The sequence below is a fragment of the Rhizobium sp. LjRoot258 genome, from assembly GCF_964254185.1.
Lineage (GTDB): Bacteria > Pseudomonadota > Alphaproteobacteria > Rhizobiales > Rhizobiaceae > Rhizobium.
In genome coordinates, this window is record NZ_CAXUST020000002.1 from 384,714 (window position 1) to 401,646 (window position 16,933).

Consider the following 16,933-nt stretch of genomic DNA (forward strand, 5'->3'; position numbering starts at 1 on the left):
GTGACATTCCGGGAAGCGTCAAGCAAGAGCTGTCGAAAGCTCGTCGCGTGGAGGGCGCGGAGGAAGAACAGGAACGCAGGATAATATGGCACGAACGCGCGCGATCGACTTCGAAGAGAAACAACGCAGCCTCTTGAGCAGCGCCGCTGCCGTCTTTGCCGAGATGGGGATGGAGAAAGCCTCCATGGCTCACATCGCCTCGCGCAGCAACGTTTCCAAAGCCCTGCTTTACCACTACTACCCGAGCAAGGACGCCCTGATATTCGATATCATTCGCAACCATCTCGAAGAGTTGGAAGCTGCCGTTGCTGCCGCGGATAAACCCGGCGTCTCTCCTCAGGAAAGATTGCGCCTTCTCGTTCGCCAGGTGCTGGAAAACTATCGCGGCGCCGACAACGAGCACAAGGTGCAGCTGAACGGCACGAGCGCGCTCTCGCCAGAGCAACTTGACGAGCTGCGTGCCATTGAACGGCGGATCGTCAAGCGTTTTTCCAACACCATCATCGAGATCAATCCGGATCTCAACGCGAACAAGCCGTTGCTGATGCCTGTGACGATGTCACTCTTCGGCATGATGAACTGGGTCTATATGTGGTTCCGTCCGGGCGGTGCCGTCAGCCGCGACGAATATGCCGACATAGCCACCACCCTGATCCTCGAGGGCGTCAAGGCGGTGCGCTGAGCGCTGAAGCTTAATCGCGATCTTTCAAATTCACTTGTTGCGCTTTAGTCTAGTATTGCTGAGCGCAGACCGGAGCTGGCTCGCCGCCCTGCGCTTCTCCGGTGAGATGGCCGTACCCTTACCACGTATAGCGCAGGCCAAAATCGCCTCGAACGCCATCGCGCTCGTGGCCATCGGTGTCCTCAACCGCGAACTGATAGCCCGCCTGAGCATAAAAGCTCAGCCCGGCGTTGATTTTGGTGGTCACCCCGGCGCTCAGATCAACTCGCGTTCCCTGCTCCAGCAACGGAACTCGATCGACGCCCGAAAACGTCGTGGTCGGCTGTGCGCCCCAATCGCGCCACAGGTTCGCGCGCGCATAAGGCTGCCAAACCTGACCACCATCGCTGACGATGGTCCAGCGGCCGCGCAGACCGAGCCGTCCGCTCGCTCCCGACGTTGAACCGAGCGCGACATCGCCCAAGCCGTCATTGTCGTCGTCGAACGAGACATGTTCCCAGACAATTTGCGCCTGCGGCTCCAGCACGAAACCGGGACCGAGTCCCGGTATAGGAATGGGATAGCCCGCTTCCAGCGAGGAGGCGAAGCCGGTACCATTGGGGGACAGACTGGCGAAGTTCGTCGACGCCGAGCCTTCGTAGGCTGTTGCCTGCAACACTGCATCGAGATACCAGCCGGTCGGGCCGTAGTGTGTCCAATAGGCGCCGCCCGACCAACCATTGAGATTAACGCTGCCGGTCTTGCGTAGCGCATAGTTCGTTGCAGCCTCGTTGGTGACGAGGCCGGTCACGTCGACATTGGCATTGGCGAAGGCGAAGTAGATGCCGGCGACGTCGCGATGGCCGGGCAGCCATTCCCCGCGCAGCAGGTCGATGCCGCTCTGAAGGCCGCCCAAATAGCCGTCGGTGCGCGGATCGGCGAAGGCGCGATAGTGGTCGTTGATCTGCCCACCGAAGGCGCGGCCCCAAGCAGAACTGGCCCGGTTCCCGCCGCCGCTTTCCGGATTTCCTGTCGCAAGCGTGTCACCAATACGCTCATGCAAGGTGCCGAGCGTGGCTAGTCCAAGCTGCCGGGCAGTCGGCTGTACCGCACCGTAAGTCGCAATCTCCGGTCCGATGATTGGATAAACCCCTGGCGGCAGTGTCGTCGGCAGGTCTTCCGGCAGTGCTTCTGGCGGCAGTTCGTCCGGCGGTGTGATCGGCCCATTGCCACCGTTGCCGTTGTCGCCGTTAAAATCCGAACGCAGGAACCAGTCATCGGCGTCGCTGCCGTTGAGGCCGCCGCGGAAGAGACGGTAGTCGATGAATCCGCCGCGCACCTCGCCGGCGAGCGTAAAGGCACCCTCCGTTGTCGTGCCGCCGTTGGTTGCGTCAACCACCAGGATACCGTCCGCCACCGTGTAGGCGCCGGGGCTGTTCGGGCCAGAGATAATGTGCAGAAATGTGTTGCCTATTGCTTGCGCTGGACCATCGATCGTGATCGTACTGCCATCGATTACGAGCTTGTCGGACGGCGAGCTATCGTCTCCCAGATCCGTTCTCAGGTAAATGGAACCCCCGGTGCCGTCATAGGGACCGAAGACAGTGAGCTCGTTGCCAACGCTGCTGTCGTCGCTGTTTGCAACAATGATGCTGCCGGCGTTGTCGATAGCGCCCGTTGTCATCCCGGTTGTCGTCGAACGTCCCGACATGTCGAGCGTACCGTTTGACGCGATTACGAATTTCGCCAGGTCTCCAGTGGAGGCGTTCGTGAACTTGATCGTGCCGCCGCCAACGAGGCCTACATTGACGATCGGTCTGTTGGCCGGAGTGTCGATCACGAACCCCGCGCCATTGACAGTAAAGGTACTGTTGTTCTCCAAGCTCAGGACATAGCCTGGCGCGGTGAAATTGAGCCTGCCAATGGACTGGTTATTTTGGTCGCGGACAATTCTGTTGCTCACCGTAGCGAGGTTTGTGAAGTTCGCAACGAGGAGGGGCGTAGCCTTGATGTCCCAGTTGTTTTGATTGTTCCACTGATTTGTTCCCGTACCGCCGATCCATGTAGCCGGCTCGTTGGTGGTGGCGAACACCTCCTGCGCGGAGGCCTGCGCCGACAGTCCGAGCGATGCGACCATAGGCAAGGCAAAAAGCCACGGCGGCCGCCATCTCGATGACAAAAGACGGAACACCAGCGGCTTGCGCCGCTGATGTTGTCCGTTGGAAAAGCCGTCAAAGGAACAGAGTGCTTCGAAACAAAATCCACACATGCCCATCCGCCCCCAAACCAAGTCGCGAAAACATCAAAAGCGCGTCGCTGCCGTTGTGGTTCGGACGCGCAAATGCACGGAGCGTCACACCAGATCGTCTTGGGCGGCGGAGCGCAGGAATTGGCACAGTCAGGGTTACTATTCATACGAAGTGAGCCAGCGCACAATTTGTTGCTGTATTAGCAAGCGCTTGCGCAATTGGGTTTCCCGACGGCTGTTGCTATCGCATCACACCGAGGGTGCGCGTCGCCGATCTGTGGTTCGTCGGCGAATTCACCTGGCGGAGGCAGTTTCCTTATCGGCCAGCGATGATCTTGTTCGATGATCAGAACTCGGACGTTTGAAAGGTCCCTTCGGCAAGCAGCGGTTGGTGTCGATACAACGGTACCCACGCTGTGCTATGGTTGCCGCGCTCGATGTGGGAGGGTTGGGAATGGATGCGCAAGTCGCAATCACTGCTAAGCCTGAGCCGATAAGCTTCGACCCTCGCCGGACGGCCGTCGTGGTCATCGATATGCAGAATGACTTCGGTAGCCGTGGAGGAATGTTCGAACGTGCTGGCCTTGATGTCGCGCCGATTGCGGCCCTCGTTCAGCCGATTTCCCGGGTGCTCGAGACGGCACGGCGTGCGGGATTGTTTATCGTCTACACCAGGCAGGAACACAATTCCGACCTCTCCGATGCGGGGAACGAGGATTCCCCGCATCGGATCAAGCACAGGCGCATGAACATCGGCGCGACAGTGGAGGCACCGGGCGGCACCCGAAGTCAAATCCTCGTTCGCAACACTTGGAATACGGCAATCGTCGCGGAACTTGAGCCCCGACAAGGCGATGCGGTGATCTCCAAGCATCGATACAGCGCTTTCTTCGAAACGTCGTTTGACACCATTCTTCGTGCTAAACGGATCAACACGCTCATATTCACTGGTGCAACGACCAGCATATGCGTTGAATCGACGGTCAGGGACGCGACGTTCCGAGACTACCGCTGCATTGTGCTTAGGGACTGTACGGCCGAGTTGATCGCGGCTGACGCGCCCCGCAGCAACCATGAAGCGTCACTTCTCGCAATCGAGATTTTATTCGGCTGGACGGCCGAATCTGGTGCGGTGATCGATGCCTTGTCGGTGGTAGGCGGCCGATGAAGTTCATTACCGGCTGGCTGACCTGTAGGCGTGGAATGCGAGACGACAAATCCGCCCGGTCCTTATCATCCCTAATCAGGTGGCGGTGACAAGGTTGGGTAGCAGCGCGAACCTGCAGGAGCTTTGGGGCGCTGCAACTGCTAATATGATGGCGGCGAGCCGCTCCTTCGATGGACGGATCGGCCAAGAGGTGGCCGATCCCTGACGCGATGCTATCGCGTTCGCTCGCTGACTACTTAACGACTTCGACCTCGCTCGGCCGCCAGGTCTTGGTGAAGAACGGCTCAAGCGGGCTGTAGAGCCGCAGGCACGGGATAAAACCTTTACCGGGCATGGTCTGAATCCAGTTGCCTCGTTTGACATTCGCTGGCTGCGTCGGGCCGAAGTAAACCGTCGTCGTGCCGTCGGCTGCCGCCTCGGCTGCCGGCGACGGAAAGCTCTGGCTGCCGGCGCGCGGGTAGCGCTGCGGCGTGTCGAGCATCGAGCGCGACATGTTGTCGTAAAGCGTGAACGACCAGAAGTTCGCCTGCGGGATGTCCTTCGGCAAGGTCACCTTGTAGGTCTTGGCACCGTCGAAGGGCTCCTTATCTGCATCGACCATCGTCCATAGGTAGGTCGAGCCGATTCCGGGCAGCCGCATGGCCATCGCGGGCGTGATCCCGGTGACGCCGTAGAAGAAGTCCGTCCGCGCGTCGAGCGTGCGATAGCCGGTGGGCGGGAAGGGCTTGACGCCCTCGGGCGTCACCTGCGGGATCGGCGTCTCGAACTCGTAGCCGACTTCGAACAGCATGTTCTGCCAACCCGAACCGGGGTAGTAGTATAAAGCCGGATCGCGAGGTGCCATAAACAGGGTGCGCGAGGTGGCATTGGCGAGCGCCAGCGCTTCGGTGAGAATCTTCTTCATCCGCGCATCCGGCGCGAACGGTTTGCCCTTGATGATGCCGATGGCGGCGACCGGGCCCATCAACTCGGGGTCAAGCGACCCTGCAGGCTCCTGCTGCACGACTTCATTGAGCATCTCGTAAAAGCTGAAGTCGTTGGGTGGGATGGTGTTCATCACCTTGCCGGTACCTTCGTGGAACACGGTCGGCGGCGGTGGCGTGACTTTTCCAAGCTTAGCCTTGCCGCTCAGAAAGTCGGCGATGGGGGTGCCAACGCCGCCGGCCTCGTATGGATAGACCTTGGTGAACTTTCTGACCGTTTCGGCCACCGGCTTCGGATCGTTGTTCTCCAGGAACGAGCGAGCGAACCATATGACGAGGCTGGTCCGGGCGCGGGCGATATTGAATCCATCAGGCAGCGGACCATCGTAGCCGGGCGGCAGGATGAGGTATTTCCCTCCCTCACCGCGATCGGGCCCAGGCAGCCCGATGTCGATGACCCAGCGGAACCAGTAGTCATCAATAGCGCCAAGCGCCTTGGGTGGCACCTCAAGCACCATAGGACCCTTGGTCAGGTCGAGCGCGCCCATGTAATAAACGGTGTCAGCATTGGCAGTCAGGTACAGCGACTTGGCATCCATCAGTTCGGAGAAGACAAGGACTTCGTTATCCTTGACCCCGATGCTCAGAAAGCCCTTGTGGAGCGCGTGGATGCTGACCCCTTGCAAGGTGTTAACGAACGCCTCGAACGCGTGCGTGAAGTCCAGATTGTCATAGACCTTGGTGATCGTCTCCTTGCTCGGCATGCCGTCCTTGAAGTCGAGCGGGCCTATCCGGGTCTCGACCTTGTCCGGCGTGGTGATTGCCGGGGGAATTTCGGCAGCAGTCTGGGCGGAGGCGATGCTTCCGCCATTGAGGCCAGTTGTCGCGAGGAGAAAAACCAAAAAGGAAAGCCTGCTTGCTGTCGATGCCATGTCATTCCCTCCACTATCATTTTTCTAGGTTGGAACGGGCTGCGCATGCACGTTTCATGCCCCAAAACAACACGCGCGGAACCTATATCTTTCGCACAATATTGGCGACCGAAGCTCACAATCAGCTTGCTCGCAGAACTTGCAGCGCCATGTTCCCACGGCATCGAGAAATGGCAAGTACGTTACAGTAACATACGGCTGCTACCGAACTTCGCTTGGTGGCATTTGCAACATAACCATTCGCGGGTCGGGGTCCCGCCTGCGGCGGATAGAAACGGTGTGCTAGAGTGGGCGCTGGAGAGGAGAGGCCGTCGGAATTTTGGTGGTGTCTAACCCCGATACATAACGTGGTCCATGGGCTGCTGCGCGCTTGAGAGTGGTGACGCCGTTTACGGCGATCCCGTTTAGGAATTTGATTCTTTGGCACAGCCCAGCCTCTCCATTCGACATGAGAATAGGAGAGCCTGCCATGGCTGGAACAAAGAAGTCTCGCAGCAAGCGGGATATTTCCCCTACTCACTTGAATGCTGCTGCAATCGACATCGGGGCGACGATGCACGTGGCCGCAGTGGGCCCCGACCAAGCTTCCGAGCCGGTGCGCAGTTTTGGAACCTTCACCGGCGATCTGCATCGGTTGGCGGACTGGCTCACGAAGTGTGGCGTGCGCACGGTCGCGATGGAGTCCACGGGGGTCTACTGGATTCCGGTCTTCGAGATACTCGATCAGCGTGGCTTTGAGGTCATAGTGGTCAACGCCCGTGATGCCAAGCACGTGCCAGGCCGCAAGACCGATATTAGCGACGCCCAATGGCTGCAGCGTTTGCATGAATATGGATTGCTCAGGGCCAGCTTCCGGCTGAAGGGCGAAGTTGCGGTCATGCGCGCCTATCTACGCCAGCGTGAACGTTTGCTGGATTACGCTGCCTCGCACATCCAGCACATGCAAAAAGCTCTGACGCAAATGAATCTGCAGCTCCACCACGTGGTGGCAGACATCACCGGTGTCACCGGCATGGCCATCATCCGTGCGATTGTGGCCGGTGAGCGCGACCCGATGGTTCTGGCGTCCTATCGCGACCCACGCTGCCATGCGTCTGCGGAGACGATCCGTCAAGCGCTCGTCGGCAATGATCGCGAAGAGCACATCTTTGCCCTGACCCAGGCGCTGGAGTTGTACGACGTCTACCAAGCCAAAGTGGCGCTCTGCGACGTGCGCATCGAGGCTGTGTTGAAACGGCTGCGGAAGGCCTCGTCCACCCCTGTAGGAAAACCGCCGACCGTGCGGACAACGCAGAAGCAATCCAATGACCCAGCCTTCGATGTTCGCGCCGCCCTGTACGGCTTGCTCGGCTGCGATGTCACTCAGATTCACGGGCTCGGGCCTTATCTGACGCTCAAATTGGTCGGAGAGTGCGGGACCAACCTCTCGGCCTGGCCGAATGCCAAGCACTTCACCTCCTGGCTGTGCCTCTCCCCAAGCAACAAAATCTCCGGCGGCAAAGTGTTGTCGTCACGGACCCGACGATCTGGTAGCCGGGCCGCGGCGCTACTGCGACTTGCCGCGGTTGCGGTTGGACGCACTCAGACCGCGTTGGGGGCATTCTATCGGCGTCTGTCGGCACGCGTCGGCAAGGCCAAGGCGGTCACTGCCACGGCCCGCAAAATCGCCGTCTTGTTCTACAATACCCTGCGGCACGGTATGGAATACAACGATCCGGGAGCCTCCCACTACGAGGAGAATTACCGTCGACGCGTCCTCACCAATCTCGAGCGAAGAGCAAAATCGTTCGGGTATACCCTACAGCCCGCGCCAACATCCGGCTGAATGTTTCTTAGGAATTTCAGGCTTTTATAGTCACGCGGGTCGGCCATCGGGCGATCCGGAGTTGATGATCCGCATGCTACTCGTTGGCTATTGCTTTGGCATCCGTTCGGAATGTCGCTTATGCGAAGAGGTCTATCTCAACCTGGCATATCGCTGGTTCTGTCGCCTCGGTCTTTATGGTCGGGTACCGGATCATTCGACCTTTTCGAAGAATCGTCACGGGCTGCTTCAGGCAGAGCGATCTCTTCCGACGCGTATTCGAGATGGTGGTGTCGCGCTGCATGGAAGAAGCGTTCGACTGCGAGTTCTGCGAACTCAAAACGAGGCGCTGCCCGAAAGAGCCGGCACGGAAGGTTCCACGATCGATCCATGAAGGTGCGCGAGACATGGCACGCGATATCGCCAAAACCGCAGAGGGTGATCACCGACGGGGCCGAACCTAAACGGTTGATTATTTCGGTTTGGCGGGCAGTAGATTGCCGAGCTCCATCGGAAAGGGGAACAAGATCGTCGAAGTCTTCTCACCGGCGATGACGTTCAAAGTGCTTAAATAGCGAAGTTGCATGGCCTCCGGTTGCCTGGCCAAGATTTCGGCCGCTTCGAGGAGCTTCGCTGCGGCCTGCTGCTCTCCCTCGGCATTGATGATCTTGGCGCGACGCTCGCGTTCGGCTTCCGCTTGACGGGCAATTGCGCGGATCATCGATTCATTGATATCGACATGTTTGATCTCGACATTGGCAACTTTGATGCCCCACGCATCCGTCTGCGAGTCAAGGATTTCCTGAATGTCCAAGTTGAGCTTGTCGCGTTCCGCCAGCATCTCATCGAGGTCGTGCTTGCCGAGTACCGAGCGCAATGTCGTCTGGGCAAGCTGACTTGTCGCCATCATGAAATCCTCGACCTGTATCGTCGACTTCTCGGGATCGATGACCCTGAAATAGATCACCGCGCTAACGCGCACCGAGACATTGTCGTGAGAGATGACGTCCTGGCTGGGGACATCGAGTACCCGCGTGCGCAAGTCGACCCGTATCATCTGCTGGACGTAGGGGACGAGGAGGATCAGGCCGGGTCCCTTGACGCCGGTAAAACGGCCAAGTGTAAAAACGACGCCGCGTTCGTATTCCCGCAGGATCTTGACCGCGGATGCGACAATGACGAGCAAGATAAGGATCGCCACAAGATAAAAGGCGAGATCTGCAAGCATACCCATGACGTCTTCTCCTGCTTTCTGAAAGCCGCTTAAGTGCCGTTAGGGCGCCTTTCGACTTCGAGCGTCAGCCCGTTGCGGGCGATCACGCTGACAGCGTCGCCAGCGCTAAGCGCCTCCGTGGAAATCGCCTTCCAGCGCTCGCCATGCGTGATGACGTAACCCGTGGGCCCGGCCCAGCTCTCAACCTGGCCCGAAATCCCGATCATCTGCTCTGCACCGGTAGCGACCTCGCGCCAGCGCGAGGTGAATGCGAGGCGAGCAACGACAAGGCTGAAAACGAGGCTGGCGACTGCGATCGCACCTAGTACGGGCAAGGAGACTTCGAGGCCGGGTATATCCGTGTCGAACAGAATGGTTGCACCGAGCACCAGGGCCACCCCGCCGCCGACGCCTAGCGCGCCGAACGTTGGCGAATGCGCCTCCGCCACCGTCAGCCCCACGCCGAGGATGATCAGCCCGATGCCGGCGAAACTCACCGGCAGCAATGCCAGAGCATAGAGACCAAGAAGCAGGCAGATGCCACCGATCGTGCCGGGAAGCATTGTCCCAGGCGCAAGAAATTCGAAGATCAGGCCATAGATTCCGACCATCATGAGGATGATTGCGATGTTTGGATCGGTAATCACGGAAAGCAGGCGCGTTCGCCAATCCGGCTGGAATTCCTCGACGACAAGACCGGCGGTATCGAGCCGAACATCTGTTTGACCGACCCGTACCACGCGTCCCTGAGCCTGGGTCAAGAGATCGTCAACGGAAGCTGCCGTGAAGTCGATGACGTGCTCGCGCGCCGCGGCGGTCGATGAAAGGCTTGCGGCTTCGCGCACTGCTTTTTCTGCCCAGTCGGCGTTGCGATTGCGCAGTTCCGCAAGCCCTCGAATGTACGCCACCGCATCGTTGACAGCTTTCGCTTCGCTGGCGTCGCGGGGAGGCTGTGGTGGCTTGCCGCTCGGATTGTCCTTGTTGGGTTCCGGCTCGCCACCGAAGGGCTTTCCGCCAAGTGCGATCGGTGTCGCAGCGCCGAGATTGGTGCCTGGCGCCATCGCCGCGATGTGGCTTGCGTAGAGAATATAGGTGCCAGCACTGGCCGCCCGCGCCCCACTCGGTGCGACAAAACCTGCCACAGGCACGGACGACGCAAGGATCGCGCGAATAATTTCCCGCATGGAGGTGTCGAGACCGCCTGGTGTGTCGATCTGTAGGACAATCAGGCCCGCGCCACGTTCGCCGGCACGTTGAAGGCCTCGCATCACATAGTCGGCAGCCGCCGGACTGATGGCGCCGTTCACCTTCAGGACTATAGCCGCGCGCTTCGATTCCGATGCCAGCAGGGTCGTTAGGCCCAGAGCTGAGAGCAGCGAGAACAACGAGATCAGGATTGGCGGTAGCCACCGCCAACACCTTAAGCTCAGCGCTACCACCTGCGGAACGCTCATGATTTCTAATATATGTCAGAAATCACAAAGAGAAAGGAAAGCGTCGGAAGGGTGCGCCCAAAGACGAACGCAACGCTCAAACTTTCGCTCGTACGGTCAGCTTGGCTTGCGAGGATGCGGCGCCTCAAGTCTCAGATGGGCTCTTGAGCGCAATCCAAATTGTTGCCGCTACCCCATTCATCAGACAGCTTCGGACGTCGGAAAACTGACTTCAGAACTGCGATGACGACCAGGGCAAAAATCCCGAAAATGCTAATACAGCTACTCAAAATATAGCTCCCGATGTGATAATATTTGCAACTCGCTCGAGGATGAGATGCCGGGCGACGTTTCGACTTTTCGCAGAGTAGTTCGCCTGGGTATCGAGGTAGCGTTTCCGCTATGCCGGAAAGGGTGAAGCCCCCGATAAAGAGGCCTCAAGACAACATCTCGGAATGAGAGGTGTACAATGCTTCGCAGATTGTTTCTCACCCTGGCTATTGCGACGTCCGCACTCGCGATCAACGGCGCCGCATGGGCCGACATCACGATCCTCGTGCCATCGGGCACCGAGGGTGACGGTCTCAGGGCCGCTGCCGACGACTACGGAAAGTTGAAGGGCACGAAGGTGGAGGCTGTCCAGGCGCCTTATGCCAACGTGTTCGAGCAGGGCGCCAATGCCGGCGCGACCAAGTCCGGTGTCTTCGACATTATCCTCATGGATGATCCGTGGATTCCGTTTTTCGCCGAGAACGGACATCTGGAGGATCTGACCGCTTACTTCAAGAAGGCCGGAATGGAGGGGCCGGACAGTGACTTCCTTTCGAAGTCGCTGGCGGTCTGCCGCAATCCCTACAATACGGGACCCTATGTATGTCTGCCCTATGTGGGGAATGCGCAGATGTTCTTCTATGACGCTGCCAAGTACAAGGAAGCTGGCGTAGATGCTCCAAAGACCTGGGATGACGTTTTGAAGGCGAGCAAGAAGCTGACAGAAAGCGGCGGTGGCCGCTATTTCGGTTACGTCTTCCGAGGCGGCCAGGGAAATCCAGTGGTTGCCGATTTCATGCCGATCTTCTGGTCCTATGGCGCTGATATGTTCAACGCCGACCGAACCAAGGTAACGATCGACACGCCTGAAGGGGCCGCTGCCATGAAGACATTCATGGCGCTGCGCGATGTCTCGCCGAAGGGCGTGGAGAGCTACAACGCCAACGAGGTTGGCACCGCACTAGCCGCCGGTACTGCTGCTTCATCGATCAACTGGCCGAACTATGTTGCGACCTTTGAAGATCCGACCCAATCGAAGATGGTCGGCAAGATCTCCTACAGTCCCATTCCTGCTGGAACGAAACCGGGCAGCTCGGAAATCGGCCACTGGACCATGGGCATCATGTCGGCTTCCAAGAATAAGCAGGAAGCTTTCGACTTCATGATGTGGGCGACCTCGCCCGAACAGATCAAGATTTCGGCCCTACGGGGCAATCCGCCTGTCCGGACCTCGGTCTTCACCGACCCGGAACTGACCTCGCAAGAGAAGTTCCGGCACTATCCGGTGTTGATGGAGGCGATCCAGGCCTCGACTCCCCGTCCGCGTCACCCGAAGTGGCCAGAGATCGAGAATGCCTTCGGCATCGAGCTTTCCAAGGCGGTCGCAGGCACGATCACGCCGGAAGAGGCTCTGAAGAACTCGCAGGAGGCGGTCTCACGGATTACGAACCTTTACTAGGCAACAGCTATTCGGAGCGGGGTTTTCGGACGCCGCTCCCTTGCTGCGCCGGCAATCGCGCCCGATGAGCTTGAAACCCGAGAATTCAGGCGCCTGGGCAGGGCTTTACGGGAGAGGTCAATGTTGACGTCGGAAAGCGGAACCGTGGCCGCGCCGCTTCGACCAGGTGGCGGTCTGGAGCGATGGGTAGAGCGGCATTTGCGCTTCCTCATGCTTGCGCCGACAGTACTCATACTCCTGGGCCTGACGATCTTTCCCAGCGTCTACATGTTCTATGCGGCGGTTCACAAAATCAGCCCGAATCCCGATCTGCCCTGGACGTTCGTCGGTGCCGGCAATTTCGCGCGGCTTTTTTCCGACACGCAATTTCACGTCGCGCTCTGGAACACCACCATATTTACGGTCGCGGCGGTGACGGCGGAATTCATCCTCGGTCTCGGCCTGGCGCTGCTCCTTGATAAATTCATTCGCAAGTTGACCTTTCTGAAGACCGTCCTGATGATCCCCATGATGCTGCCGCCGATTGCGGTCGCGATCACATGGAAGCTCATCTATGAGCCTCAGTTCGGCGTCCTGAACGAGATCATGTTCCGCCTCGGTCTGCCATTGCAGGCATGGGCGGGCGACGTGAACCTTGCGATGTTCTCGATCATCGTTGCCGATGTCTGGCAATGGACACCCTTCATATTCCTTCTCATGTTGGCGGGGTTGGCCAGCTTGCCGGTCGAGCCCTACGAGGCCGCCGCGCTCGACGGAGCCTCGTCCTGGCAGCAGTTCCGGGACCTGACGCTGCCGTTCCTGAAGCCGGTTATCGCCATTGCGCTTCTCCTGCGTGTCATGGATGCACTGCGTCTTTTCGATCTGGTCTTCATACTGACGGGAGGGGGGCCGGCTGACCGGACCAAGGTCTTGAGCCTTTATATCTATCAGGTCGCCTACCGCTTCGCCGATCCAGGCTACGCGGCGGCGATGTCGCTCTTCGTGCTGTTTGTAACGATCGTTTTAAGCACCTGGTTCATGAAACGCATGCGGTTGGCGGAATGACCATGACACTGCCAAAAAAAATACACGCGCGCAGCCGGACCACAGAGGTGCTCATCCGCCTGCTGGCCTATCTGACGATCGTTGTCGCGCTGGTCGTCACACTTTTTCCGATCTATTGGATCGCGACCAACTCGTTTAAATATGATATCGACATTTTCGCAGTGCCGCCGGAGTGGCTGCCCCGCAACGCCACCCTAAAACACTACAACGAAGCGTTTATCCAGCGTCCGTTCCTACGCTACGCGCTGAACAGCTTCCTCGTCGCCGTAGGAACGACAATCGTTTCCCTGACCTTCGGCACAATGGCCGGCTATGCCTTGGCCCGGTTCAGCTATCCCTGGCAGTGGCGGAAGCAGATTTCGTTCTGGATCCTGTCAACACGCATGATGCCGCCCATCGTCAGCATCATTCCGCTCTACCTATTCTTCAACTATTTCGACATGCTCAACACGAAGTCGGCTCTCATTGTCGCCTACACCGCCTTCAATCTGCCCTTCGCGACGTGGATGATGAAGAGCTATTTCCAGGATCTTCCGGTCGAACTGGAGGAGGCGGCGATGGTCGACGGCGACACACGGTGGGGCGCATTCCTGCACGTGGCGTTGCCTCTTGCCCGGCCCGGGCTTGCAGCCACCGCCATCTTCTGTCTGATCATCTCGTGGAACGAGTTTCTACTTTCCCTCATCATCACGCTCACCGAGCAGTCGCAGACGCTGCCGATCGGCATTGCCGGGCGCGTAACGCAGTACAACACCTATTGGGGTGAAATCAGTGCGGCGGGGTTCATGGCCTGCGTGCCAATCGTCATCTTCGCCTTCATCGTCCAGAAGCATCTCGTCCGGGGATTGTCCCTGGGTGCCGTCAAAGGTTGAGACCTATGGCGTCCGTCACATTCAAAAACGTCTGCAAGAAGTTCGGCGAATTCGTTGCCGTCAATGATTTCAACCTCGAGATCAGGGACAAGGAGTTTCTCGTTTTGCTCGGACCTTCCGGTTGCGGCAAGACAACGACCATGCGGATGGTCGCGGGTCTCGAGGAAGCGACATTCGGCGACATCTACATCGACGAGGACCGCGTCAACGGTGTCCTTCCCAAGTATCGCGACGTTGCAATGGTATTCCAGTCATATGCTTTGTATCCGCACCTCAGCGTCGAAGACAACATCGGCTACCCGCTAAAGATCCGCAAAGTGCCGCCCGCTGAATGCAAGCGACGAATAGCCGAAGTCGCGCGGCGTGTGGAACTCGACTCGATGTTGTCGCGGCTGCCGAAGGAACTGTCCGGCGGTCAGCGCCAGCGCGTGGCACTTGCCCGCGCTATCGTGCGCACACCACGCGTCTTTCTGATGGACGAGCCGCTGTCCAATCTCGATGCCAAGCTTCGCACACAGATGCGCGCCGAGCTGAAGCACCTGCAACATGAGCTGCAGGTCACGACGATCTACGTGACCCATGACCAGATAGAAGCGATGACGCTTGCCCATCGCGTGGCCGTGATGAACAAGGGCGTCATCGAGCAGCTTGGGACGCCGCGGGAGATCTATAACGATCCACGCACGCTCTTCGTTGCCGGCTTTATTGGCTCGCCGCCGATGAACCTAATTCCGGGCGAAGTGAGAGCCGGTGTGTTCGTGAGTGCCGGCCTCAGGGTGGGGGGTATCGGCCAGGCAAACGTCCCTAGAGCTGTCCTCGGCGTCCGCCCGGAGGACGTCCACCCGACTGATGCCGGTGATGCAGACGTCAATCTGGTCGCGCCGATCTATTCGGCGGAACTCACCGGCGAGAATACGCTTGTGAGCCTGCGGTTGGGAGGTCAACTCATGACCTTGCGTGCCGACAAGAATTTCACGGGTCAGATCGACCAGCAGATCGGCATCAAGGTCGCGACGGATCGCGTGTTTCTGTTCAATGGCGAGACTGAAGATCGTGTTGACTTCTAGCCTTTGGACGGCAGTGATGGTGATCGCCCTTGCATTTGGTGCGACCGCTGCCGATGGCGGCCTCATCGCTGGAAATCCGCTGATGGAAATTCCTGCCGGGGCGTTCATCTTCGGCCGCGACGACGGCCCTGAAAACGAACGCCCGCGGCGCGAACTGGAGGGGCAGGCGTTTGCGATCAATCGCACCGAGATTACAAACCAGCAATATGGGCTCTTCGTCAAGGAGACCGGCCATCGTGCGGCCTTCTACGCCAATCATCCAATCCTGGGATTGGACGACCGGCCGGTCGTCGGGGTGAGTTGGGAAGACGCCGATGCATTTTGCCGTCACTACCGGCTGGTTCTTCCATCGGAACAACAATACGAGCGGGCGGCGCGAGGAACCAAGGGCAGCGCGTTTCCATGGGGCGAGGTCCCACCGGGCAATGCGCGCGCAAATTCGGGAGCGGATGCCTGTTGTTCCGGCGATGCGCGCGATGGGTATCCGATGACCGCGCCGGCGGCGTCCTTCGCCGATGGCGCAAGCAAAGAGGGCGTCCTCAATCTTGTCGGCAATGTCTGGGAGTGGACCCGTGATGTCTACGCGCCGTATGAAGGCGGGACCGCGGCGAGGAGCGACGGGCTGTACCGCGTGCTTCGTGGTGGCTCCTGGAACAGCGACCCAAAGCACCTGACAACGACCTATCGGCTCGCCTATGATCCGGAATTCCGGTTCTCAGCCAATGGTGGCTTCAGATGCGTCCGTTCTACACCTTGATTGTCGTCACCGGTTTGCTGCTGCCAGCAGCCGTTGTTGATGCTGAACCGACGGCGGCGCCCGGCTACGCGCTCGAGACCTTCCACACGCCTGGTGCGGCCTTCGCCGGCCTATCTCGCGACGCCGGAGGCCTGCTCGTCAGCGATCTCGCCAGCGGCAGGCTCTACCGGCGCGCCGCGGACGGCAAGCTTGTCGCATTCGGTCCGGTATTTCCCCATGGCCTCGACGTGATCGGCGACCCGACCGGTCCATATCGTGTCGTGCGCGCCGACGATGGCCTTGTCGTCGCGCAGGGATGGACGCCAGTCGGCTCCAAGGAGGGGCCGCTTGACCACGCGCTCGTTGCGCTCGACGCGGCCGGTCAGGTCCGTGTCATCAGCCGCGATTTCTGGAATCCGTTCGACTTCGTTGTGGCGAGCGGAAGCTACTACGTGATCGACTCCGCGCGAAACAGTGTCGAACGCGTACAGCCCGACGGTCACAAAAGCACGCTTCTGACGTTCCGCCGCATGGGGCAGGCGGCAACGGCGCTCCGCAGCCTTTCACCGACGGAGTTCGCCGAAGGCAACAGCTACGACACCGATGCGGTGCCGAGCGGTATCGCCCTTCACGGCGGGCGCCTCTCTATAGCGCTGTTCGGCGGCTTTCCCTTCCTTGCCGGTGCCGGAAAGATCGTTTCGATTCCCGAGGCTGGCGATCAGTCAACGCCGCAGATTGACGTCGAAGCGCTCAATGCGCCCGTGAGTATTGCTTTCGACAACGGTGGAGAGATGCTTGTCCTCGAACACGGCACCTACGACCAGAAGGAAGGTTTTCGGAAGGCGAGTGGGAGATTGCTGAAGTTCAATAAAAAGGCACGGGAACGGAAGGTTATTCTTAAGGGCCTGACCCGCCCAGTGTCTGTGCTTGTCTGGGATGAGCGGCGGATCGTCATTTCCGAACTGGGCGGCAACCTCTATGTTCTGACGCGCGAATCTGTTCGCTGAGCGTGGCGATCCCGGTGAGTTGCGCTGCCTTATCCACGACGGCCTTGAGCTTTTTCCAACCTGCAAGTTCGCGTTCACCTATCCGCTCTTGAATGG

13 protein-coding genes and 1 pseudogene are annotated in these 16,933 nt (G+C 59.2%); 10 read left to right on the forward strand and 4 right to left on the reverse strand.

What is annotated here, in order from left to right:
- The first annotated feature begins 85 nt into the window (after positions 1-85).
- The gene (locus ACSQ9D_RS22625) at positions 86-682 is read left to right on the forward strand and encodes a TetR/AcrR family transcriptional regulator (protein ID WP_436284202.1); all 597 of its coding nucleotides are present in this window, start codon (positions 86-88) and stop codon (positions 680-682) included.
- A gap of 118 nt (positions 683-800) precedes the next feature.
- Here the strand turns inward: ACSQ9D_RS22625 and ACSQ9D_RS22630 are convergent, their stop codons facing one another.
- Positions 801-2,798: an autotransporter outer membrane beta-barrel domain-containing protein gene (locus ACSQ9D_RS22630; RefSeq protein WP_436285143.1), complete on the reverse strand. Its 1,998-nt coding sequence runs from the start codon at positions 2,796-2,798 to the stop codon at positions 801-803.
- Positions 2,799-3,363: 565 nt separating this feature from the next.
- On the opposite strand from ACSQ9D_RS22630, the gene ACSQ9D_RS22635 reads away from it, so the two are divergent.
- On the forward strand, positions 3,364-4,077 hold the full coding sequence (locus ACSQ9D_RS22635) for a cysteine hydrolase family protein (RefSeq protein WP_436284203.1): 714 nt from the start codon (positions 3,364-3,366) through the stop codon (positions 4,075-4,077).
- 232 nt (positions 4,078-4,309) lie between these two features.
- Here the strand turns inward: ACSQ9D_RS22635 and ACSQ9D_RS22640 are convergent, their stop codons facing one another.
- Positions 4,310-5,932 carry a DUF1254 domain-containing protein gene (locus ACSQ9D_RS22640; RefSeq protein ID WP_436284204.1) on the reverse strand — a complete coding sequence of 541 codons (1,623 nt, stop codon included), beginning with the start codon at positions 5,930-5,932 and terminating at the stop codon, positions 4,310-4,312.
- Between the two features lie 469 nt (positions 5,933-6,401).
- Between ACSQ9D_RS22640 and ACSQ9D_RS22645 the strand changes: the two genes are divergently transcribed.
- Both ACSQ9D_RS22645 and ACSQ9D_RS22650 read left to right on the forward strand, forming a co-directional pair.
- Complete coding sequence (locus tag ACSQ9D_RS22645) at positions 6,402-7,757, forward strand: IS110 family transposase (protein ID WP_436281716.1); 1,356 nt, start codon at positions 6,402-6,404, stop codon at positions 7,755-7,757.
- 13 nt (positions 7,758-7,770) lie between these two features.
- A pseudogene (locus ACSQ9D_RS22650) lies at positions 7,771-8,047 on the forward strand (transposase); the annotation flags it as partial.
- A gap of 161 nt (positions 8,048-8,208) precedes the next feature.
- Here ACSQ9D_RS22650 and ACSQ9D_RS22655 read toward each other — a convergent pair.
- A complete protein-coding gene (locus ACSQ9D_RS22655) occupies positions 8,209-8,970 on the reverse strand; it encodes a slipin family protein (protein WP_436284205.1) in 762 nt (253 codons plus the stop codon).
- Positions 8,971-8,999: 29 nt separating this feature from the next.
- The gene (locus tag ACSQ9D_RS22660) at positions 9,000-10,403 is read right to left on the reverse strand and encodes an NfeD family protein (RefSeq protein WP_436284206.1); all 1,404 of its coding nucleotides are present in this window, start codon (positions 10,401-10,403) and stop codon (positions 9,000-9,002) included.
- Positions 10,404-10,851: 448 nt separating this feature from the next.
- Between ACSQ9D_RS22660 and ACSQ9D_RS22665 the strand changes: the two genes are divergently transcribed.
- The 6 genes from ACSQ9D_RS22665 (at position 10,852) to ACSQ9D_RS22690 (ending at position 16,837) form a co-directional block, all read left to right on the forward strand.
- Positions 10,852-12,111, forward strand: coding sequence for an ABC transporter substrate-binding protein (locus tag ACSQ9D_RS22665; protein ID WP_307146716.1), 1,260 nt, complete (start codon positions 10,852-10,854; stop codon positions 12,109-12,111).
- A gap of 120 nt (positions 12,112-12,231) precedes the next feature.
- Positions 12,232-13,155 carry a carbohydrate ABC transporter permease gene (locus ACSQ9D_RS22670; protein ID WP_072373608.1) on the forward strand — a complete coding sequence of 308 codons (924 nt, stop codon included), beginning with the start codon at positions 12,232-12,234 and terminating at the stop codon, positions 13,153-13,155.
- Complete coding sequence (locus tag ACSQ9D_RS22675; protein WP_436284207.1) at positions 13,152-14,027, forward strand: carbohydrate ABC transporter permease; 876 nt, start codon at positions 13,152-13,154, stop codon at positions 14,025-14,027. The genes ACSQ9D_RS22670 and ACSQ9D_RS22675 overlap by 4 nt, the downstream gene beginning before the upstream one ends.
- A gap of 5 nt (positions 14,028-14,032) precedes the next feature.
- Positions 14,033-15,094 carry an ABC transporter ATP-binding protein gene (locus tag ACSQ9D_RS22680; protein ID WP_436284208.1) on the forward strand — a complete coding sequence of 354 codons (1,062 nt, stop codon included), beginning with the start codon at positions 14,033-14,035 and terminating at the stop codon, positions 15,092-15,094.
- Positions 15,095-15,110: 16 nt separating this feature from the next.
- Positions 15,111-15,851, forward strand: a complete 741-nt coding sequence (locus ACSQ9D_RS22685; RefSeq protein ID WP_436285144.1) for a formylglycine-generating enzyme family protein — start codon at positions 15,111-15,113, stop codon at positions 15,849-15,851.
- The gene (locus ACSQ9D_RS22690; RefSeq protein WP_436284209.1) at positions 15,830-16,837 is read left to right on the forward strand and encodes a ScyD/ScyE family protein; all 1,008 of its coding nucleotides are present in this window, start codon (positions 15,830-15,832) and stop codon (positions 16,835-16,837) included. Before ACSQ9D_RS22685 ends, ACSQ9D_RS22690 begins: the two co-directional genes overlap by 22 nt.
- Positions 16,838-16,933: the final 96 nt, after the last annotated feature.